Annotated in this window: 17 protein-coding genes and 1 other RNA gene; 6 read left to right on the top strand and 12 right to left on the bottom strand. The window is 53.1% G+C overall.

Translation table 11 applies throughout. The annotated features are described in order from the left end of the window. Positions 1-20 precede the first annotated feature (20 nt). Positions 21-2,789: an outer membrane beta-barrel family protein gene (locus FOA19_RS14220; RefSeq protein WP_149091450.1), complete on the top strand. Its 2,769-nt coding sequence runs from the start codon at positions 21-23 to the stop codon at positions 2,787-2,789. A 244-nt stretch (positions 2,790-3,033) separates the two neighbouring features. Here the strand turns inward: FOA19_RS14220 and FOA19_RS14215 are convergent, their stop codons facing one another. From FOA19_RS14215 to rnpB, 10 genes are all read right to left on the bottom strand, one after another. Further along, positions 3,034-3,510 carry a hypothetical protein gene (locus tag FOA19_RS14215; protein ID WP_149091449.1) on the bottom strand — a complete coding sequence of 159 codons (477 nt, stop codon included), beginning with the start codon at positions 3,508-3,510 and terminating at the stop codon, positions 3,034-3,036. Positions 3,511-3,648: 138 nt separating this feature from the next. Further along, positions 3,649-4,407 (bottom strand): DUF1835 domain-containing protein, encoded by a 759-nt coding sequence (locus FOA19_RS14210; protein WP_149091448.1) that lies wholly within the window; start codon positions 4,405-4,407, stop codon positions 3,649-3,651. Between the two features lie 100 nt (positions 4,408-4,507). After that, on the bottom strand, positions 4,508-5,389 hold the full coding sequence (locus tag FOA19_RS14205) for a phytanoyl-CoA dioxygenase family protein (RefSeq protein WP_149091447.1): 882 nt from the start codon (positions 5,387-5,389) through the stop codon (positions 4,508-4,510). Positions 5,390-5,660: 271 nt separating this feature from the next. After that, complete coding sequence (locus tag FOA19_RS14200) at positions 5,661-7,325, bottom strand: family 16 glycosylhydrolase (RefSeq protein WP_190300407.1); 1,665 nt, start codon at positions 7,323-7,325, stop codon at positions 5,661-5,663. Positions 7,326-7,700: 375 nt separating this feature from the next. Further along, complete coding sequence (locus tag FOA19_RS14195; RefSeq protein ID WP_149091446.1) at positions 7,701-8,804, bottom strand: chorismate mutase; 1,104 nt, start codon at positions 8,802-8,804, stop codon at positions 7,701-7,703. Next, on the bottom strand, positions 8,801-9,994 hold the full coding sequence (locus FOA19_RS14190) for a pyridoxal phosphate-dependent aminotransferase (RefSeq protein WP_149091445.1): 1,194 nt from the start codon (positions 9,992-9,994) through the stop codon (positions 8,801-8,803). Before FOA19_RS14190 ends, FOA19_RS14195 begins: the two co-directional genes overlap by 4 nt. Next, entirely contained in the window at positions 9,991-10,881 is an 891-nt protein-coding gene (locus tag FOA19_RS14185; RefSeq protein WP_149091444.1) for a prephenate dehydratase, read from the bottom strand. The genes FOA19_RS14190 and FOA19_RS14185 overlap by 4 nt, the downstream gene beginning before the upstream one ends. A 343-nt stretch (positions 10,882-11,224) precedes the next feature. After that, the gene (locus tag FOA19_RS14180; RefSeq protein ID WP_149091443.1) at positions 11,225-11,854 is read right to left on the bottom strand and encodes an START domain-containing protein; all 630 of its coding nucleotides are present in this window, start codon (positions 11,852-11,854) and stop codon (positions 11,225-11,227) included. Between the two features lie 247 nt (positions 11,855-12,101). Then, positions 12,102-12,995 (bottom strand): bestrophin family protein, encoded by an 894-nt coding sequence (locus FOA19_RS14175; RefSeq protein ID WP_149091442.1) that lies wholly within the window; start codon positions 12,993-12,995, stop codon positions 12,102-12,104. 197 nt (positions 12,996-13,192) lie between these two features. Next, positions 13,193-13,581, bottom strand: an RNA gene (rnpB, locus tag FOA19_RS14170) — RNase P RNA component class A. Positions 13,582-13,859: 278 nt separating this feature from the next. Here rnpB and FOA19_RS14165 point away from each other — a divergent pair. Then, positions 13,860-15,713 carry a pyruvate kinase gene (locus FOA19_RS14165; RefSeq protein ID WP_149091441.1) on the top strand — a complete coding sequence of 618 codons (1,854 nt, stop codon included), beginning with the start codon at positions 13,860-13,862 and terminating at the stop codon, positions 15,711-15,713. Positions 15,714-15,820: 107 nt separating this feature from the next. On the opposite strand, the gene FOA19_RS14160 is transcribed toward FOA19_RS14165, so the two are convergent. Further along, a complete protein-coding gene (locus tag FOA19_RS14160) occupies positions 15,821-16,780 on the bottom strand; it encodes a Smr/MutS family protein (protein WP_149091440.1) in 960 nt (319 codons plus the stop codon). A 218-nt stretch (positions 16,781-16,998) separates the two neighbouring features. On the opposite strand from FOA19_RS14160, the gene FOA19_RS14155 reads away from it, so the two are divergent. After that, a complete protein-coding gene (locus FOA19_RS14155; RefSeq protein ID WP_149091439.1) occupies positions 16,999-17,658 on the top strand; it encodes an acetoacetate decarboxylase family protein in 660 nt (219 codons plus the stop codon). Positions 17,659-17,823: 165 nt separating this feature from the next. Here the strand turns inward: FOA19_RS14155 and FOA19_RS14150 are convergent, their stop codons facing one another. Continuing rightward, positions 17,824-18,765, bottom strand: a complete 942-nt coding sequence (locus FOA19_RS14150) for a DUF2279 domain-containing protein (protein WP_223808902.1) — start codon at positions 18,763-18,765, stop codon at positions 17,824-17,826. Positions 18,766-19,173: 408 nt separating this feature from the next. Between FOA19_RS14150 and FOA19_RS14145 the strand changes: the two genes are divergently transcribed. The 3 genes from FOA19_RS14145 to trpD all read left to right on the top strand — a co-directional run bounded on the left by FOA19_RS14145 (position 19,174) and on the right by trpD (position 22,289). Further along, complete coding sequence (locus FOA19_RS14145; RefSeq protein WP_149091437.1) at positions 19,174-20,586, top strand: anthranilate synthase component I family protein; 1,413 nt, start codon at positions 19,174-19,176, stop codon at positions 20,584-20,586. 96 nt (positions 20,587-20,682) lie between these two features. After that, positions 20,683-21,306: an anthranilate synthase component II gene (locus FOA19_RS14140; RefSeq protein ID WP_149091436.1), complete on the top strand. Its 624-nt coding sequence runs from the start codon at positions 20,683-20,685 to the stop codon at positions 21,304-21,306. Further along, positions 21,303-22,289, top strand: a complete 987-nt coding sequence (gene trpD / locus FOA19_RS14135; RefSeq protein ID WP_149091435.1) for an anthranilate phosphoribosyltransferase — start codon at positions 21,303-21,305, stop codon at positions 22,287-22,289. The genes FOA19_RS14140 and trpD overlap by 4 nt, the downstream gene beginning before the upstream one ends. Positions 22,290-22,293 lie beyond the last annotated feature (4 nt).

The following is a 22,293-nucleotide window of genomic DNA, read 5'->3' as shown; positions in this document are numbered from 1 at the left end:
TCAACCCAGTCTTATTCTGTATGAAAAAACTTTTACTTTTTGCCTTCCTTTTGGTAGGCCAGGTAGCCCTTGCCCAAAAGTTTTCCATCAAAGGGAGAGTTTTGGACGAGAAAGACAGCCCTTTGCCTTCTACCACGGTGCTGCTCTTGCACCCCAAAGATTCCACGCTGGTTTCCTTTACCTCCTCAGATGCCCAGGGCGCTTTTGAGCTTAAAAACATAAACAAAGGCACCTACCTGCTCAAAATCTCCTTCGTGAGTTACAGGTCTTTATACCAGACCATTGAGACGCCTGAAATGCCAGGACCGGTTGAAATGGGCCTTATTCGGATGAAGCCGGCTACCAATGCCTTGGGCGAGGTGCTGGTAAAAGGCGAGCAGGACCCCGTGACCATCAAGAAAGACACGCTGGAGTTCAACGCCGGCTCTTTTAAGACGCAACCCAACGCAGCCGTGGAGGAACTGCTGAAGAAGTTGCCCGGGGTGCAGGTGGAGACCGATGGCTCCGTATCGGTGCAGGGCGAGAAGGTGAAACGCGTGACGGTAGACGGGAAAGAGTTTTTCGGAAAAGACCCTAAAATCGCCACCAAGAACCTGCCCGCCGATGCGGTGAACAAGGTACAGGTCTACGACAAGAAATCAGACCAGGCCGATTTCTCTGGCATTGACGATGGGCAGCGCACCAAAACGATCAATCTGGAATTGAAGGAAGATCGCAAGAACAGCATGTTCGGGAATGCCATGGCCGGCGCCGGTACCAACAGCCGTTTCCAGAGCAAGTTCAACCTGAACCGGTTCCAGAAAGGAAAGCAGTTCTCGGTGCTGGGCATGGGCAACAACGTAAACACCCAAGGCTTCGGAATTGACGAGTACCTGGCTTTCTCGGGCGGTATGCAGCAGATGGCCTCCGGCGGACGGTTCAGGATTGAGATTGGCGGTAACTCCGGAATCCCGCTGAACAACGGCGGCCGCACGAACGGCTTGATGCGTACCTACGGCGGCGGCCTCAACTTCGCACAATCGGTGGGCAAGAACACCGAGGTAAACGGCAACTACTTTTTTAACCACCTGAACCACGACGTGCGCAGCACCATTGACCGGGACGAGGTGCGCCCCACCGGTCCGCTAGAGTACACCCAGAGCGGAAGCCAGGAAAACACCAACACCAACCATCGCCTGAACCTGGCCATTGACCATAAAATAGATTCGGCCAATTCCGTCAAGTTCACCACTTCCCTAGTCATGAACCAGACGGAGGGGTTGGGAAACTCCCTGAGCGAGACCAGAACCGGGGAAGGGCAGTTTCAGAACCGCAGCGACAGTAAAAGCAACGCCACCGGCCAGGGCCAGATCCTAGACGCCAGCTTGCTGCTGCGGCACAAATTCCCGAAGAAAGGCCGCACGCTCTCGTTTACCACCCAAGCCAGCCTGAACAACAACGACAACGAGAACCGCCTCACCGGGGTGAACGAGTACGCGAGCCAGCCCCGACAAGAAATAAACCAGTTTAGGGTAAATGAGACGAATTCCTATAATTACAGCGGCACCCTGAATGCCACCGAGCCGCTGGGCAACCGGCGCTACCTGGAAGCCACTTACCTGTTTAACCAAAACCACAATGCATCTGACCAGCAGGTGTATGACTTGCAGGAAGGGGAACGTGTCTTAAACCAAAGCCAGAGCAACCGTTACAACAGCGATTTCCGGTACCACCGGGCGGGCGTCAATTTCCGCATCAACCGTGATGCCTTCAGCTTTGCCATCGGGCCGGCGTTCCAGCGTTCAGAATTGGTTGGCTACGTGCGCCAGAAAGAGAACATGCCCGTCCGGAAGACCTTCACCAACGTGCTGCCCACCGCCCGCTTCAACTATGAGTTCAGCAACAACCGACGGGTGGAAGTAGACTACGAGACCTCCATCCAGGAGCCCAGCGTGCGCCAACTGCAACCGCTCCCAGACAGCAGCAACCTGCTGAACGTGTACGTGGGCAACCCTGGGCTACGACCCGCCTACCAGCACCAGGTGCGGGTCAATTTCAGCATGTTCAACCCCACGTCCATGATCAGCTTCTTCGCCTTCGGATTCCTGGACTACACCACCGATGCCATCACCAACTCGGTGCGGTATGACCAGAACCTAGTGCGCACCACGCAGCCGGTGAATGTGAAATACAGCAGGATGTCTAACCTGAACCTGAGCCTGGGCTACCCCCTGCGCAAGCTGAAAAGCCGCCTCAACGTGGGCGCGAGCGTTCAGGAGCAGCAGGGCATCAACCTCATTGACGAAATCGCCACCACCGTGGACAACCGCACGTACTCAGGCAATCTGCGCTACGAGTACCGGCTGGACCAGAAATTTGACCTGAGCCTGCGCTCCGAGCTGAGCCTGCAAACCACGGATTACAACGCGGAAGGCAGCCAGAACCAGCGCTTCGTGAACCAAACGTATTCCGGGGAAACCAACGTGTACCTGCCGCACCAATTCTACCTGACTTCTACCTTGGAGTACCTGGTGTATCACAACCCGCAACTGGGTTTCCGGCAGAACATCCCATTGCTCAACGCTTCTATCGCAAAGCAGTTTCTCAAGAACAACAGCGGCGAGCTGCGCCTCACGGCCGTAAACCTGCTGGACCAGAACCTGGGCATAACCCAAACCATCGGCCCCAACTACGTACAGACCGAGACCTTGAATTCCCTGGGCCGCTACTTTATGCTCCAATTCACCTACAGCCTCAACAAGCACCTGAACCCCATGGCCGGCCGGGGCGGCATAAGAATTGTGCGCTAGTGAGAATTACATCAAGCATTATAAAAACAAAACGCCCGGCAGGATAGCTACCGGGCGTTTTGTTTTGGTTGTTAGAAGTAAGCCTCCTTTAGATGGATTCTATTACATGGAAACTGACGCTGTTTCTACAGACTTCTGTTTTGAGGCAGTTTTCAATAAAATAGGCTTAAAACAACTTCCAGAGCTTTTGAGATAAAGCCGTTTTAAGCTCAATTTTTAAGAAACAGGCAAGAACCGATTATGCTTAGAATAGGAGGTTCAAACCCAAGCCGTTGCCGGTAAAGCCAAGTTTCACATCAACGGGTTTCAGGCTGGTTTGGGTAGGTCCGTTGTTGTAGATTCTGGCGGCGTTTTGGGCGTGTTTTGTCAAAGAGGCATTGAAAGGAAGGGCCAGTGCAATGATACCGGCACCCACTCCGGCTAAGCCCCAGTTTGGTTTTCCGCCGCCAATGGCCGTTCCTACGGGGTAACCTAACAAAAAGCCACCGGCATACCCCAGAACATTCGCCATAGTGGCTTTGCCCTTGGCGATCTTCATTTCTTTGTAAGCCTCGGGGTTTGATTTCGTGATTTCCAGAAGCTGGTTCAAATTGAGGTTCTCGCCATTATACTTAAACGCTGGGGAGAATCCTTTTTTCACTTCAATGGTGTCTGCCGCAGATTGGGCAAATAGCGGAGCATACACCAGGAACATAAAACAGATGAGTAATGCTTTCTTCATAGGCGAAGTTTTTTTGAGTAAAAAGTTTGCCACTATTTACTCAAAAAAAGCAAATAATCCGCCCTGCTTAGAAGTGAATTACTAGAGTTTAGGCTGATGGAGAAGTTGAGGATTTGGTTGTTTAGAAAAACACTTGATTCAGTTGCTTTGCACCACCTTGTCGTAAATCCTTTTCAACTGCGCATCCCCAAACCCGTAAATACCCTCTTTTTTAGAAAACGCCCTAAAAACAGAAGGGAAATCCTGGGCTGAGGTTTGGAGGATTTCCCGGATAACTCGCTCAGGCCTCGGTGCTTCTCCGTCTGTTGGGAATCGGTCCAGGTGCGCTTGGCACACTTCCCGCAGGTAGGGAAAAGCAGGAGAAGAGAGTTCAGACAGTTTTTTTAGGCGCTCTAAGTCCTTCTGCTTGAAAGCCAACCAAAGGTCCCGGCCCAAAGTCAGGTCTGCCTCGCTTAATGTGATTCTTTGCTCGTAGCAGTAACGCAGGTCCTCTGTCGTGGCTCCCCCGAAATCGCGCCAAACCTCTGGCTCTTTCAGATTTGCCGGGTAAACGAGGTTGACCACTTTCGGCTCAGGCAGATCCTGCAGCAAGGACAAGATAAACCACATGTTGGCCCGGCAGAAAAGATCGTAGCCAAACCACAGGTTGAATTCTGAATTATTCGGCGCAGTGAGCAGGTGGTTCATTTCCGCTACTACGGCTGTCGCGTACTCCTCTTCGGGAGCCTGAAAGGCAGCGTTGATATAGCGTGCCCGAGTCTGGAAAAACTCCGGTAAGGTGTCACCTGACAAGTCTCCATCTACCAGGCATTCCCGCGTCACTACCACCTGCCCGCCTAAACCCGTGGCTTTAAACCGATCAGTTAGCGCATCGCCGTTTAAGATGTGGTATACCATGATTTAATATAAGGATTTTAGCCCGGAAGTAAAAAGGTCATTGCTCTTCAGTAAAGAACAATGACCTTTATGCATTGGATATTTCATTTTCCATTTGAGCCTAAGCTTCGCCCATCATAAGCCCTTCAATGGTGTGGGCCTGCACAATAGGTTCTAAGGTATCAACCAACCGGTAGGTGAGGTGCTGGCGGACGCTTTCGGGGAGTTTTTCGAAAAAGGCTCTGGTAACCTGTAGGTCGTGGCGCTCAGCGTTGATGCCTCCTGGCGCGTCTACCCCTAACACCAGAGCCGGACGGGCCTTGTCTGAGTGGTTGGTGGTACCCCGGTGGATGGTCAATGCCGATCTAGCTGAGATGTCGCCCATCTGGGGCATTTTGCGTTGGGCCCGGGCCTCGTAGCGGGGGTACAGAGACTTGGGCGGGAACATGCCATGCTCAAAGCCATCGGGTAAATCCCATTGGGTGCCGGGCGCTATCTCAAACGGACCCATGTCTTCAAACACATCCACGGTGGTGAGGTTAAAGGCCAGGGAATTGAGGCGGCGACCTGCAATGGTGTCTTCGGGAGCTGGGAAGTCGCGGTGCCAGGGTTGGTTTACCGCCCCCGGGTTGGGCACGTCAAACCCTATCTCCACGATCTTGTATTCTGGTCCCAGCACGGCCTCGCACACGGTGGTTACCCAAGGGTGCGTAACCAGGTCAATAAAGCCGCTGATGTTTTCGGGGTGTATTTCCACGTAGTGCCGTTTGGGCCCCCGGCCCACCGCGCCGCCGGGCCTTTGCAGGGCATCTTCGTACAGCGCCAGCACGTCCTGGTGTAACTGCTGCACCCACTCGCGGCTGAAAGCGCCTTTTAACCCGATGATTCCCTCACCGTAAAGTCCACCCATGATTTGGGCTATATCGTAGGCAAGCGTCTTGCTCTCCTGCCAGTTTGATATGACCGTGTTACCCTGCTGATGTTCTTGCCAACCGTTTTTCATATCTCTCCGCTTTTATAACCACACCTGATGAAAACCATGGTAAAGTAATTTAGAACGAGCCGTTAGGTGTTTTGTTTCGAGAGCGGAACTTCGATTTTCTCCTCCATGACTTTATTTCCGGAGTGATGATATAACCTTTTTAGGCGATCCTGTTTATAGTTTGATTTTAGAAAACAGGCCCAAAAGGGCATAAAAAAAGAAGACTCCCACGGGGAGCCTCCTTTTTACCTAATCCTATTTCTATTAATTCAATGTTCTATACCTCGGGCATTTAATTTTTGATAAATCTCTTGTAGGTCACTTTGCCGTTCTGCTCCAGGGTGAGCGTGTACAGGCCAGCGGCCAAAGACTGCACGTTTACTTTGCTTCCTTTTACTTTGGTCTTCATTACCTCACGGCCGGCCAGATCCATGACCGTCACCGTGCTACCTTCCAGGCTTTTAGGAGCCGAGAAGTAAAGCTCTCCGGAGGTTGGGTTAGGGTAGAGGCGCACGCTGGCTTTCAGTTCGGCGTCTTCTTTCACCCCCAAAGGCCCCGGGCTGTAGTAGATGTTGTCAAAGTATAATTCGGCGCCGGCAGGCGGAGCCGTCACAGAGGCCACCATGAACGATTGGGTCACGTTGTTGAGGTTGAAGCCCGTTACGGTCATGAACCGGGAGAAAGGAATGGACACCTGGTGCCAGTTTCCGTCCCGCACCAACCCGAATTGGTCGCCGGTCTCCGGGATGTTCACCCAGCTTTCTATCTCGCCGCTTTTGATGCCTACCTTGATGGTTCCGGTGGCAGTGGTTTTCATGTGGAATCTCAAGGAGCCGGTGGCAGCAAAGGCCGACAGGTTTTTGGCCCCGTTCGCGATCCCGAATCCGTACCAGCCTTTGCTGCCGGTTTCTTTCACGGCAATGACCTCGGTTCCTTCAAAGGAAACGGGGGCGGGAGTAGTGATAGGGGAGAGCGTTCCTTCCCACAGGTAAAGCTGGGCGTCATTGGTATAGCTGAGCTTGGCGGTGGTAGGGGTAGTCTCGGTGTAGATACCGTAGTTGCCCGCGGCCGGGATTGGCTGCCCAGTGGAGAGACCATCCCCGTCGTTCTGGTACAGCTTGATGTAATCTACATACATCTTGGCCGGCAGGGGAGCCGTAACGCCCGATGGATTATTGATGCCCGGGTAGTTGCCGCCCACAGCCAGGTTCAGCACCAGGAAATGCGGGTTATGGAACTCCTCCAGGTCACTGCCGGCGGCCCCGGCGGTGTTGAAGGTGAAGAACTCATGGTTGTCCACGAAAATTTTGATGGACTGAGCCGTCCAGACCATTTTGTAGGTGTGGTAATCGTTGTTTAGGTTGGCCGGGGTGTCATAGTGGGTGCCGTAGTCTGCCTGGTTGTTGTTGTGCTCCCAGTGCACGGCGGCGCCTACGCGCCTGTTGGTCAATCCCGCCTGAATCGCTTCTCTGATGCCCATCTCCAGGATATCAATCTCCCCATTTCTGGGCCACACGCCGCCTACGGTGCCCAAGGTCCAAAGGGCCGGCCATAAACCGTTCTGCAGGTCGGGGACTTTGATCCGGGCTTCCACAGTGCCGTACTTGAACTGCACTTTGCCCTCGGTCTTCAGGCGAGCCGAGGTGAATTGGCGCGTTTGGAAAGCCTCGCGGCGGGCTTCGATGATCAGGTTCCCGTCTTCTATGCGCGCGTTTTCGGGGCGGTCTGTGTAATACTGCAGTTCGGCGTTACCCCATCCGCAGAGGTTGCGGTTACAGCCGTCGCCTACTTCAAAAGTCCAGTTGTTCGTATTGATGTTGGGTCCGTTGAAGTTCTCCTCCCACACCACCGTTTGGGCTTGGCTCAAAGGGGCAAGGGCTAAAAGCAACCCCAGGGACCCGAAGGTTTTCTTAAGGGTTTTTCTTTTGAAAGGGTGTTTATAGTAATGGTTGATCATACAGTGGTTTTGTAAATTTTTGGGGGAATGATGCTAGCTATGAAAGCACAGCTTTACTGTCAAATGTACTCTTCTCCGTAGTTCCAGGCTCTATTTAACCTACTACAATACTACATCAGGGTTTAGGAGACTACTACAACAATTCTACATCAAGGTATTTCTTGTTTCAAAATCAAGGCGTTTAGGTTTCCGGATTGGGATGGGCGGGTAAATAATCCAAAGATTAATTTCTCAACTGTTGGATAGTGGCTCATTCAAAATTGGCCGTTCTCGATTATGTTTTACGCCTAAAAACAGAAAACCCCTGCCTTTTCAGACCGGGGTTTCCGTGATTCGTTTTTAGACCGATTTAGGTAAAACGGCTCAAAAACGAATTTACAAAACTACTTTGGTTGGCTCTGTGGCAGCCTGCACGTGCAAGGAATGCTGGTGGATTTCTTGGAAGATGGCTTTTACAAATACCTCCTCCAAACCTTCGCGGGCAGCGGCCTTAAGGCGATGCTCCATTACTTGTTCCCAACGGCCGGTTTGTAGCAGGTTCATCTTGTTTTCCTTTTTGAGGAGACCAATCTGCTTGGCAACCGCAGAGCGGCGGGCCAACACGTTGATCAGCTCGTTGTCCAGGTAGTCAATGAGGTTCCGGAGCTCGCTCAGTTCTTCCTCGTTCTGGGTGACAGAGGCAACCACGCGCTCCACTACCAGGGAAGCCAACAGGTCTTTGAGGCCTTCTGGCGTTACCTGCTGGGCGGCGTCGCTCAGGGCTACGTCTGGGTTGCAGTGGGTTTCAATCATGAGGCCGTCTACCTGCAGGTTCAGGGCTTCCTGGCTGATTTGTTGCAGCAAAGAGCGCTTACCGGCGATGTGGCTAGGGTCACAGATCAACGGAATCTCCGGCAACAGTTTCTTGAACTCGTAGGCCATGTTCCACTTAGGGTGGTTCCGGTACGGACGGCTATCGAAGGCCGAGAAGCCCCGGTGAATGGCGGCCAGATCGGTGATGCCGGCGCGGTTCAGGCGCTCCAGCGCTCCCAGCCAAAGCTGCAGGTCTGGGTTTACCGGGTTTTTAACCAGTACCGGCACGTCCACGCCTTCCAGCGCATCGGCAATCTCCTGTACCGAGAAAGGGTTTACCGTGGTGCGGGCGCCCACCCACAGCACATCCACGCCTTGTTTCAGGGCATCGTTCACGTGCTCCGCGGTGGCTACTTCGCAGGCGGTCAAAAGGCCGGTCTCTTCCTTCACGGTCTTCAGCCATTTCAAACCTACTTTGCCAATTCCCTCAAAAGCGCCTGGGCGGGTACGTGGTTTCCAGATACCGGCACGGAAAATGGTTACTTCCGGCACGGCCTGCAAACCGCGGGCGGTGGCCAACATCTGCTCTTCGCTCTCGGCGCTGCAAGGACCGGCAATAATCAAGGGTTGTCCATCGGCCCGTTTGAAGATGGTTTTAGGCGACAGGTTTAGGTGCTTCGTACTCATAAGGAGATTTCGGTTTTGGCCGAGGTTAAGTGTTTTGAGATTCTGTTTGTTGCTTCTTCAATCTTGGTTTCGGGGAGGCAAAGGGAGATTCTGAGATAGCGCTCGCCCTGCGTTCCGAATATTTTGCCAGGGGTAAGAAACACCCCGGCTTCGTACAGTATTTCGTCTAGATAAGCCTCTACGTCGGTCACCTGATCGGGCACCCGCGCCCAGACAAACATGCCTACCGCGTTTTTCTCGTAGGAACACCCCAGGAGGTCTAACAGTTCATATACTTTCTGCCGGCGTTGGGCATACACCGCGTTGCGGGCCTCGTGCCAGGCATCTGGGTTAGACAAGGCCTGAATGGCGGCGTGCTGCACCGGCAAGAACATACCAGAGTCCAGGTTGCTTTTCACCCGCAGCACGCACTGGAGGTAATCCTGGCGGCCCAGCACCATGCCCACGCGCCATCCGGCCATGTTATGCGATTTGCTCAATGAGTTGAACTCCAGGCAGCACTCTTTGGCGTTGGGCAGAGACAGCAGGCTCAGCGGTTTTTCATTAGGCAGCACCAGGCTATATGGATTATCGTTGGCCAGCAAAAATCTGTGTTTGAGGGCCAGTTGCACCAATTTCTCCAGGACCTCCGCGGTAGCCTCAGCCCCGGTGGGCATGTGCGGGTAGTTCACCCACATAAGTTTCACATCTCCTCCGGCCAGCAACTGCTCCAGTTCCTGTTCCTCTGGGAGCCAGCCATTCTCTTCCTTTAAAGAATAGAAGACCGGTTCAGCGCCCACCAGCTTCGCGGCCGCGGCATAGGCGGGATACCCCGGATTGGGTACCAGCACTTTGTCGCCGGGGTTCAGGAAAGCCATGGACACGTGGAAGATGCCTTCCTTGGAGCCCATGAGCGGCAACACTTCTGTCTCTGAGTCCAGGTCTACGGAATAGGTGCGTTGGTACCAGCCCGCAATGGCCTGCCGAAGGGGGGCAATGGAGTTGTAAGGTTGATAACCATGCACGCCGGGCTTGCGGCTGGTGCCTACCAAGGCATTGATGGTTTCCTCTGAGGGAGCCATGTCTGGGTCGCCGATGCCCAGGTTGATGATGTTGCGGCCCTGGGCGTTGAGGGCTCGTACTTCGGCCAGTTTGCGCGAGAAGTAATACTCCTGCACGTGTTGTAGTCGGTTGGCGCTGGAGATGATCATACCAATTCAATTTGAGCCTTCACAATAGGAGACAGGCAGCCGGCCAGGCGGTCCTGCGGAAGCGGCGCCTCAGCCTTCGGATACCGGCCGATCACGTTCAGGTTAGGAGCCACTACAGAAAGCGCTTCCAAAGCCTGAGCGATTTCGCCGGCCAGATCGCCCTCCAGTTCCAGCACCCAATGCTCTGGTTGGCCTGGGTTCTCCAGAGGAAGCGGCTGCAGCATGGTCAATTCCAGGCCGTTCTCCACTCTCTCCAGGATGGTTTCCATGGAATCCTTTACCTCGGCAGCGGACAGGATAACCGTGGCTTTGTTTCCTTCGGTCGTAGATTTCTCGCGGGACAGAACCACAAAGCGGGTGTAGTTCTCCACGTCATTGGCTACGTTGTGGTGCAGCACCTCCAGTCCGTAAAGTTCTGCGGCTTTGCGGCTGGCGATGGCAGCAACCCCGGTAATCTGGCCTTCCTGCAGAATACGGGCAGTATCGGCGGTGTCAGAGGTTTCTTTGGTGGTCACGCCGGCCTGTTTATTGATGTAGTCGCAGCACTGCAGCAGGGCGATGGGGTGGGACCAGATCTCTTTGATGTCTTCCAGTTTTTGGCCCGGCAACGCCATCAAGGTTTGGTCTAACAAGAGCCAGCGTTCCGCCAGCACAGAAAGTCCGTGTTGGTCCATCATGCCGTAGTTAGGCAACAGCGGACCTGCCAAAGAATTCTGTACGGCCATCACGGCGAAATCCACCAGACCCGACTCCAGGGCTTCGCACAGCTCCGGGAAGGAGGCGCAGGAAACCATTTGGAGGTGGGCCGCCGGGAAAAGCTGCTTGGCGGCGGTTTCGTGGAAAGAGGCGGGGCCTCCCTGGATGGCGATATTTAAGGCTCTGTTCATAACGAAAAAAGCCCCGCTTTAGGCGGGGCTCTGAGGTTTTCTTATTGTTTCTTAACGCAAAGTCTTACCTGTTGAGCCCCGGCTGAGGTCCAAAAAAGTAAAAACCGTAAAAGTAAGAATTGCGCTGAATCATTGTCTTGTCTTAAGGATGCTCAAACATACGCCCTCCTCTACTCACTTCCAAATCTTTTGCTAAAAAAGTTTAGAAACTTTCATAAAAACACTTGTTAGTTTGAGAAATTAGCGGTATAAGCAAACAGTCGTTAGTAGTTTATTAGCCTTATTTTGATTTAATCCTCGTTTTATAAAAACATACCCGAAAAGGCTTAAACTCATCAGCACCCTAGTTACGCTGCGCCAAGGCCCGCTGGACAAGGGTCTTTCTGAGTCTCTGGAAGGTTTTAAGCGGCCCGATGGCTACCGTGGTATTCACAAGCCAGGCCGGCACAGACCCGCCGGGGTTTACCTTAAAGGTATAGTCTACCTTAATGTTGCCGCCGCTGGCCGGGGTAATCTCCCACACAGCAAGGGAAGAAGGAATCCGGATGAATTCTTTCTTTTGCGGCAGGAAATTTTGGATGCTTTTCACCTCTACGTGCGCCTGGTTGTTCTTAATGGGGGAGAAGGCGGCCTCTACCACCATGTCGCGGTCGGTGAGGGGCCAGGGCATATCGGCTAGGGTATAATAAATGAGCCGGTTTTCGCTTTTGCGTTTCAGCAGCTCGGTTTTCTTGTTCAGGTACACCCAATCTGAATGGTGCGCCACGTCTTTGAGCAAATCCACCAACTGGCTTGCAGTGCCCGGCAACTCACACACTACTCTTATCTCTTTGAAGTTGTTATCCGCTCCCTGGCGGGTGTACACCTCAATGCCGTCCTCGTTTTTCTGCAGTTCCCACTTGCTTTGGGCCCAAAGGGAAGTGCCGCTCAGCAGCGCCCACATAAGCCCCAAGGTTATAATTGAATTCTTCATCTATTAAGCGCTTCACTCTCCCAAGTCTTCAGCAAAAGCAATGCCGCGGTATGCCTGGTTACTTAAGGTCAACGTTCCAAAGGCAAAATTATGACAGCCAATCGGTTTTGAGGCTGTTTTTTGGTTTTACTTCTAAAAAGAGAATATTAAAGTCAATTTCGCATTATGTACTCGGCCTCCTACAAAAACATTTATAATTCTCATGACCAAGCATTGATAAGACGCGGAGCGCTGATATTTATCAGAATTACAAAAGGTAAAATCCTTGTGGGGATAAAGGATCAGGAATGTCTTTTTCGCCCAGCAATTGGCGGATGTTAATTTCAATGGTTCTGGCAATGGCAGTTACCGAGGTGTCACTTGGTCTATTGCGGAAAGGGTCTTGCAAATGGTACGCAGATTTTTCCAGCAAAAGGAAAATAGAGGAAAGAATTACCAGCAATGGAAGCTCATAAATCAGCGCTATTTCCTTCAACGAAATAGACAGGGTGATCACAAAAAGGTAAATAGCTAAATGCAAGAATAACCGGTAGGTTTTAGGAAATACTGTGCTGTTGATTCTCTCGGCTTTTCCCATGGAATCTACCAACCGTACCAACGTAGAATCAAGCTGCGTGTGTTTGAAAGTATCAATTTCGTTATAGGTGTATAGTTGTTTGATATCCAAGGCATTTAGCTGAATTAAAGCCAAGGGTTTGTTCTTGTGCTGGGCTAAATGGCTTACATCATTTTTAGACAGGAATGCACCGGTTCCTTCCAGCGGGTCAAGGCCCCTGAGCGACTGACCCAGGGAATAACACCAGGCAATTTGGCGGTAAGCTAACGTGGTAATCACCGGCGAATTAGGGTTGGGAAGGAATGATTGGAGCTGAATGACAAAGCTCCTGGAATCATTTACAATGGCGCCCCAAACTTTGCGGGCTTCCCACCATCGATCATACGACTGGCTTATTTTGAAGGACAATAAAACCGTAATGGCAGTCCCTAAAAAAGCCGGGATGTTGCTGGGCATGGAGGGGATATTGTCAACGAAAGCAGAGGAAAGAAAGTGGGCACAAACCCCAATGATAATGATGATGAATAAGTCAGATTTGATCTTATTGTAGATGTAGGATACGGGAATTCTCTTGTCTAATAACATACCCAGAAGTGATATAAAGTTACGCGGCAGCCGGAGGACTTGGGCACAACCACCGCCTTTTTTGGCAAAATCAAGGTTACCGGACTATTGTTTATACGCGAAACTTCTGGCTTGTTGTTGTCCTGCCTTGCGCGTACTAAGGCGCCTATTGAGGATAGTCTACAAAAGAAGGAAGGCAGGAGAAAGGAAAAAATAAAAAAATCAGTGAGCCTGTAAGCCGGGTTTTGTCTTCTGCCCAGAGGCAAATGGCTTATCATTTATCTAGGCCCGCCCTCACGGAGGGGCTCCATCAACCTACCCGCTGACATCGGACGAGCAGCCCTTAGCCTTGCCCTAAGGCATGGCGCTGTCAGCCTATTTGGTCTTTCAACTCCTGAGGTTTACCCAGCCGGACTAGTCGCCTAGCCGCTGGTGCGCTCTTACCGCACCTTTTCACCCTTACCGGCAAGCCGGCGGTACTTTTCTGTGGCACTGGCTGTCACCTGGCCGTTCCCCGCCAGGTGCCTTCCCGTTAGGAAGCAGGATGCTCTGCGTTGCCCGGACTTTCCTCCCCACCCGAAGGCGCAGCGATAAGCCGGCTCACCGATTTTTTACAAAGGTAGGGTTTTACCTCAGATTTGCCCGGAAACTCAGGTTCTGTTTGAAGGCTGTTTTCTAATAATCGGCTTTAAAATGCTCCAAACTGGATTCCTGCCATTAATGCTTAGTTGGAGGCAAGGTTGGATCATCCGTTTTCAACCGGAAATTATCAAAACAGACCTAAAACCACCTTCATCTGGGAGCATCAAACAAAAAATACAGCATTGGTATTGCTTGACCTCCTGCGCCAAACGTAAAGGGAGGAAGGATAAAGGCTAAGCTGCCATGGAAAACGTTTCGGAACAAAAGATCAAAGATTTACTGCAGAAGCTGGAGGATCTGTTGCAGGAGGCGGCAGCGCTGGAGGAGGAGTTCGGGCCGATGATAAAGAAAGTGCACCCGGCGTACATAGAAAGCAGCAAGAACCTCCTGCACTACCTGGCTTTGCGCAAACATGATATACGGGAACTGCAGGGGCAGTTGTCCAGCATGGGACTGTCCTCGCTGGGCCGCGCCGAAAGCCACGTCAAAGCCACGCTCTTGGCCGTCAGGAACCAATTGCGCTTGCTGGAGGCGCATCTTACCCACACCGCGCCGGAGGTGGTGCCTTTTTCCTCCATCCCCTCAGAACTGCCCTCGCACATCACTGACTTACTGGGAGAACCCTCGCCCGGCAGGGAAAGCCGCATCATGATCACCTTCTCCGCCGACATGGCGGATGATTACCAGATGGTGCGTGACTTGCTCAAGGCCGGCATGAACTGCGCCCGCATCAATTGTGCCCATGATGACAACACCGTCTGGGAGAAAATGGTAGGGCAAATCAGGAAAGCCGAGCAGGAAGTAGGCCGCCGCTGCATCATCCTCTTTGACCTCATGGGACCCAAACTGCGCACCGGCGCTTTGAAACCCGGCCCCAAAGTAGTAGGCATTCACCCCAAAATAGATGAACTGGGCCAGATATCCGCTTCTGCAACGGTGTGGTTGGCGCCCCAGGGAGTACCGGCCCCCGGCGGGGCAGACAAAACCCTGCGGGTCTCGGAAGAATGGTTCGCACACCTGAAAGCCGGAGATAAGATCACCTTTCAAGACACCCGCCGGCGGAAACGCACCTTGGCCGTGGTGGAGGTAAAAGGCGGCGGTGCCCTGGTGCATCTTCGGAGGTCGGCGTACCTGAGCCAGGGCACGGAGCTGAAGCTGGTGCAGGAAAACGGGGAGGAGCTCAACGAAAAGCTGAGTACCTTACCGCCGGTGGTTTTCCCGCTGAACCTGAAAGTAGGGCAGGAGTTGGTGCTGCACCGCGAGAGCATCCCCGGTGAGCCGGCCCGCTATGACAAAGACGGTCACCAGACTGCGCCGGCGCACATCTCCTGCACCTTGCCCGAGGTGTTCAGCCGGGTGAAAGAAGGCGAGCCTATTCTGTTCGATGACGGGGAAATTGAGGGCATTATCAGAAAAGTCACCCCCGATGAATTGTGGGTGGAGATCACCGCCGCCGATGCAGAAGGCAGCAAACTTCGGCCCGACAAAGGCATCAACCTACCCGAAAGCGACTTGCAACTGCACAAACTCACCGAGAAAGACCGCGAGGACCTGGCGTTTGTGGTCAAACATGCCGATGTGGTCAACCTTTCCTTTGTGAGCAAACCTGCCATGGTAGAGGAACTGCAGCAGGAACTTCAGCGGCTGGAGGCCACCCACATCGGGATCATGGTCAAGATCGAAACCAAGGCTGCTTTTAAGAACCTGCCCCTGCTGCTGCTCACCTTAATGCAGAAACATCCGGCGGGCATCATGATTGCCCGGGGCGACCTGGCGGTGGAAATGGGCTGGAAGCGCCTGGCCGAGGTGCAGGAAGAAATCCTCTGGATCACCGAAGCCGCTCACTTGCCCGTGGTCTGGGCCACGCAAGTGCTGGAGAAACTCACCAAGAAGGGTCGGCCCTCCCGCGCCGAGATCACCGATGCCGCCATGGCCCAGCGCGCCGATTGCGTCATGCTCAACAAAGGTCCGTTCATCCTCAAATCTGTGGCCGTGCTGGACGATATCCTCAAGCGGATGCAGGAGCACCAATACAAGAAGTTCGCCTTGCTGCGTCACCTGCACGTCTCAGAAATTGACCATCCGGCCAAATCTTAGATTTTAGCCAAACAAAAGCCGGTGTTTCAAGCCCTTTTTTCCAAAAGGAAGCTTAAAACACCGGCTCTCCAAGTATTGTCAGAAGGATTTTCTGGCTATTGAAAAACTTATTTCAACTGCACCCTGGTGGCACCGTACCCGAACTTCTCCTTGCGGGCGTCTTCGTAGAACTTTATGTGCGGGTTGCGGCTCAGGACCTTCTGGATTTCCTTTTTGAGCACGCCATTGCCGGTGCCGTGGATGAAGATGATCTCGTGCATGTTGGCGGCAAGGGCCCGGTCCAGGTTGTCCTGGAAAACGGATATCTGGTGGCGCAGGATCTCAGAGTTGCTCATCTGTTTGGGGTCCTGGTTGGGCAGCAGTTTCTCAATGTGCAGGTCCACCTCGTGGTTGGGCACTGCTACCTTGTTGTTCTCTTGCCCGGCCGCCGACTCAATCAGCTGCTCCTGGATTTGGTCTGGGTTGATGAGCGCTGGCTTGGAATCTAGTTGGAACACATAGCCTTCTTTTTGCAGCACTGGAGCGGTTTTCTTGCTCTTGTAGAAAGAAGAGGCCTTGAACTTGAGCTTGCGGGTGACGGGTTCCAGCAAAGTGTTGGCCCCGGTTTTATGTTGCAGGTACTGCACCACCAGATCGGGCCAGCGCTCAAAATCGTTGAGGTGCAGGTGTGCCACCGGCTTGGTTTTCTTGGGCGGGAGTTTGTCGTTGTTTTGGGCGCGGTAGCCTTTTTCGGTTTCCTCGCCGTAGGTGAAGAGCAGGTCAAATTCAGAGTTGTTCACGATGTGCACTGCCAAAAGCTCAGGGGTTTGGTGCACCAAGGCCACGTAGATACCCGCCACCGCGGTGAAAGGCACCACTGGGGCTTCCTTCTTTTTAGGAGGCTCGGGCGCCGGGGCGTTCCGGAACATCTGGTCTTCCTCGGGGGCAATCACCACTACCTCGCGGCGCATCACGGGAATGGTGAAATCATTGTCGATGGCCACCTCCACTAGGTTGTTGTCCAGGAAGCGGGTAATCACACCTTGTTCTTTGCCGTGCATGAGGCGCACGCGGTCTCCTATATTCATGTTCGTTTATGGTCTGTTTTCTGGAAAGTAGGCCTAAAACACGGGCCATTCGCAAAGATACGCAAAAGGAACCGGGCATGGCAGGAAGAGTTCTACCAAGCGGCACCAGGCCTTTTGATTTGACTTCTATGGAAAGGTAAGTGGTCGTATTGACTGCTTTTAAGACTTGGGCAACAGTGGTGAAGGTAAATCGTTGAAAATGGAGAACTTCTAACTAAATGATGCAGCCACCTTACAACCTTGTTCCTGCTCCTTGGGAATTAACCGGCAACGGCGTGGTCTGGCTGTATTCCATTCCCAAAGACTTCAACCTGCAGCATGGTTTCCTAGCCGATTACCAGAAAGAAGGCTATCACGGACGCTTGGGGGCTGTAATGCTGATGGACTACATGACTTCGGACGTGGGGCCTTACCAGGAGTTGCTCTATCTGCCGGCCATTTTCAAGTTGGGCGGGAAGCTTACTTTTTCCGTCTCCAAAATCTTCGTGTCTACCCAGGCCAGTGCCCTCAGCGGCCGCGCGAACTGGGGCATCCCCAAGGAAGTGGCAGATTTCAGTTTCCTCAACTTCAAGGAAGGCACCAGAACCGTGGAGGTAAGCGCCGATAGCCAAACGTTCTTTTTAGCGCAGGTGAAGCCCTGGGGTCCCAAGTTTCCGTTCACCACTAAGCTTTTCCCTTGGAACCGGATTGTGCAGAAACACCAAAACCAGCTACTGCTTACCAAACCAGAAACCCACGGGTACGCCCGGTTTGCCTCTACCGTCAAACTCAACAGCGATGCTCGTTTCTTCCCGCCCATTCACTTGTTAAAGCCTTTGGCTACGGTAAGGTTAAGTGATTTCCTGATGTCTTTTCCGGTGCCGGAGGTAATTAGTTAATCTACCGCAAGTTTAACAAAGCGTAACTTGTGGTTGCCTTGGTGCCAGTTTGCAACTGGCGCAAGTTGAAAACTTGCCTTGATATGTACCACAAGTTACCACTGCGTTCAAACTTGCGGTAGCGACATAGGAGAGGTGTTTTAGAGGTCTTTTCTAGAAAACACCTTAAAAGTAGAGGGCATGCGCTTTAAAGCCTTTTCTTCTGTTGTACTCCAGCGCCGGAGTCGGGAACTTGAAGATGGAAAGCACATAGAAAGCGCTTCTTAAAAACTTGCTGTGGGTGGGGATGGCTTTCCAGTTAAGGTCCACACTCAGGTAATATTGCCGGTACGCTTCCAACCCGATGGCGCGGTTAGCTTCCGCATCATTATAGACCATTTCCTCAGCGCCCAGGCCTACGGCAGGGTTGAGCCATTTGGGAAAACGGCTTTCCTTGGGCAAGAATTTAGTAAGGTCTACGCTTAACCAATACGTATGCCCATTGTAGTCTTTCAGGAATTCCTCGGAAAGGCCTTTACCCAGCACATTGGGGCGCAGAGCGGCGTAGCGGGTGCGGTGAAAAGAATATTTGGGTGTGATTCGGTTCTCGCCCCAGGCCAGTTGCTGGCTTATGACTAGCAGGGAGCCGGCGGCATTGGCCGCGATATCAGATAGGGAGGCGCCGTACTCCGGTGAGCGGCCGTCAAAGTACTCAATGGGGGTCTGCAGCACGAAGCCCAGGGCGCCGCCGTACCAGATGGCTTTTTTCTCGGGCACGGCCGCTTTTCGCAGCAAATCCACCAACACGCGGCTTTCATGGAAGGCGCCCCAAAGATGGCCGGCTTTGTCTAGCTGTTTCCATTCGTGGGCATCGTTGAACCAGTGGAAGGAGGTCCGCTCTTTTTCACTGTACCAGGCTTGGTTGAGCAATGCCAGCCCGCCCACGTACAGGGTGGCGCCGCCGGCGGCGAGCCAGGGCAAGCGGCGGCTGAACTGGTTGACGGTGTCCTGCGGTTCCCCGGTTTCAAAGGTGTAGGTAGACTGCGCGCCCGCAACGGAAGGAGAAAAACTCAGCCAGGCAAGAAGCACAAGGAAGAAGAAAGGGTAGTGGGAAAATCTGGTTAGCACGGGTTAAAAGTACGTAAACCACGCTCATTTTGCCGCTCTCATGAAAATTGCATCTTTTTTTACCTGTTTTCTTGCAAATGATTTTCTGGCCCCTACATTTGCATCATGAACAAGACGCAATTCTCTCACAAAGCCTGGTGGCACACACGTCAAGACTGATGGGTGAACCGCTTGCTGTGCAGAAATGCAACTAATGAAAGGCTCGGATTCACCCGGGCCTTTGGTGTTTTATAACCGTTCAGAAAATAAGAAAGAGCAGAAATGAAAAAAGTGATGTTTAGCGAAATGATTTGGTGGTGGCACAATCGAGAAATTTGTGAACAGCAGGTTATTGCCTAAACTAAACTAGCCCATACTATAAAAGGCTTGCTGTTCATCCCAAACGGCAAGCCTTTTTTTATACTTTTTATGAAGACGTACACCCTACAAACGCAATACCGCCAACTCCTCGCCGACACTGTGACGCCGGTGGGCATTTACCTGCAACTGCGCGACAAGTACCGGAACTGCCTTTTGCTGGAAAGCTCTGACTACCACGGGCACGAGAACAGCTTCACCTACATCTGCTGCGAGCCCATCGCGGAGTTCAAACTGAAAGACAGCGTGCTCCGCCGCTCGTACCCAGACGGCACAGTAGAGGAGGAGGTACTTACCAACAAGCGCGATGCCGTAGGATTGCTGCAGACCTATTGTGAGTCGTTCAAGACGGAGGCCAGTCCTTTCGGGTTTATCCAAAACGGGTTGTTCGGGTACATGTCATTTGAGGCGGTGCAGTACTATGAAACCCTGAACCTGCGTCAGAAAGAGACCGCCCACCCCGAGTTGCCCGAGATTCTGTACCAGGCCTTTCGGTTTGTCATCGCCATTGACCATTTCAAAAACGAGCTGTACATTTTTGAGCACTTTTTCGGAAACGAGCCTCAAAACGACGGACTGGACGAGTTGGAGACCCACATCCGGAACAAGAACTTCCCTATGTTCCACTTTTCGCTCTCCGGCGAGGAAAGCACGAACCAAACCGATGAGGAGTTTCTGCACGTGATTGAGGAGGGCAAGCGCCACTGCCACCTGGGCAACGTGTTCCAGATTGTGCTTTCCAGAAGGTTCTCCCAGTCTTTCCAGGGAGATGAGTTCAACGTGTACCGCGCCCTGCGCTCCATTAACCCCTCTCCGTACCTGTTCTACTTTGATTACGGCAACTTCAAGATCTTCGGATCTTCGCCCGAGGCGCAGCTCACCATTAAAAACGACGTGGCCACCATTTACCCCATCGCGGGAACGTTCAAGCGCACCGGCAACGATGCCGCCGATGCCGAGCTGGCCCAGAAACTCTACGATGACCCCAAGGAGAACTCAGAGCACGTGATGCTGGTGGATCTGGCCCGCAACGACCTCAGTCGCCACGGCGACAACGTGCAGGTGGAGGTTTTCAAAGAGGTTCAGTATTACTCGCACGTGATTCACCTGGTGTCCAAAGTGACCGCCAACCTGCCGCAGGTGCACGGCTCGGTGCAGATGGTAGCCGATACATTCCCGGCCGGGACCTTGTCCGGGGCGCCCAAACACCGCGCTTTAACCTTGATTGATGAACTTGAGCCCACCGGCCGGGGTTATTACGGCGGATGCATCGGGTACCTGGGTTTTGGGGGTGATTTCAACCATGCTATCATGATCCGGTCTTTCCTGAGCGTGGAGAACAAACTGCATTTCCAGGCGGGTGCCGGGGTGGTGGCCAAGTCGGATACCCGCAGCGAACTTAATGAGGTGCACCACAAATTGGCCGCCTTGCGCAAGGCCCTGGAGAAAGCCGCCAGCATATAGAATAAAAGAAGAAGCGATTTAAGGCTCTATTTAATAAAAGGACCCTAAAACGCAGAGAAGCAGAATCATACCAGCAGACGAATACCCTTTAGTACCATGAAAATCCTTGTCTTAGATAACTACGATTCCTTTACCTACAACCTGGTGCAGCTGCTGCGCGAGTTGGGTTACGGAGACAAACTGGAAGTGCACCGCAACGACCAGATCAGCCTGGAAGAGGTAGAAAAATACGATGTGATCCTGCTCTCGCCGGGTCCGGGTGTGCCGAACGAGGCGGGCATCATGCCGGCTTTGCTCAAGAAATACGCACCCACCAAACGCATAATGGGCGTGTGCCTGGGCCACCAGGCCATTGCCGAGGCTTTCGGGGCGGAGTTGTCTAACCTCAAGGAAGTGTTTCATGGCGTGTCTTCCACCTTGCGGGTGGTGAACAACAATGAGCCCATGTTCAAAGAGTTGCCTTCTACCTTCAACGTGGCCCGCTACCATTCCTGGACCGTGGTGCCCGAGTCTGTGCCCACAGAACTGAAAATCACCGCCGTGGACGAGACCGGCGAGGTGCTGGCCTTGCGCCACAGCAAGTATGATGTGTGCGGCGTGCAGTTCCACCCTGAATCCATCCTGACGGATTATGGCCGGGAGATGCTGCAGAACTGGTTGCAGAACCCCACCAAGCGCGTAAACCAATGGACGACCTTTGCTGCCTCCCTTGCCCTATGAAACAGGTACTGCAGCAACTGATTGACCACAAAGCGCTCTCTAAGGAAACCGCGAAACAGGTTCTGCTCAACATTGGGCGGGGCCAGTACAACAGCAGCCAGATGGCCGCCTTCATGACCGTGTACCTCATGCGCAACATCACCGTGCACGAGTTGGAGGGATTTAGAGAGGCCATGCTGGAACTCTGCTTGCTCCCTGAGCTGGGCACCGATCAGGTCATTGACCTCTGCGGCACCGGCGGCGACGGCAAAGACACGTTCAACATCTCTACCTTGGCTTCCTTTGTGGTGGCCGGGGCGGGATACAAGGTCGCCAAACACGGCAATACCGGGGTTTCGTCTATCTGTGGCTCCTCCAACGTGATGGCGCACCTGGGCTACAACTTCACCAATGACAGCACCGCGCTGCGCACCAAACTGGAGGCGGCCAACATCTGCTTTCTTCACGCGCCGCTTTTCCATCCAGCCATGAAGGAAGTAGCTCCTATTAGAAAAGAACTAGGCGTGAAGACGTTCTTCAACATGCTGGGGCCCATGATCAATCCGGCCAAGCCGCATTTCCAGATGGTAGGGGTGTTCAGCCTGGAATTGTTGCGCCTCTACACGTACCTTTACCAGCAGACCGGCAAACGCTTTGTGTTGCTGCACGCCTTGGACGGGTATGATGAAGTTTCGCTCACGGGGCCATTCAAGATGGTGACGCCTAAAGGCGAGCAGATCCTTCAGCCTTCCGATTTAGGGCTTCCTACTTACCAGGAAAGCGATCTGGCGGGCGGCAGCACAATTGAGGCCTCCGCGGAGATCTTTATGAACGTGCTGGAAGGCCGCGGCACTCAGGCCCAGCAAGACGCCGTGGTGGCCAACGCCGGACTGGGGATTTTCTGCTCTGATGTGCGCTTGACGCTGCAGGAATCCATCCAGAAGGCCCGTCAGTCCTTGGACAATGGGCAGGCCCTTAAAACATTACAGACGCTTTTAGCTTAACACC

This window comes from Rufibacter hautae (genome assembly GCF_008271695.1).
Classification (GTDB): Bacteria; Bacteroidota; Bacteroidia; order Cytophagales; family Hymenobacteraceae; genus Nibribacter; species Nibribacter hautae.
The sequence above is the reverse complement of the archived record's forward strand: the minus strand, read 5'-3'. Positions and strand labels throughout refer to the sequence as shown.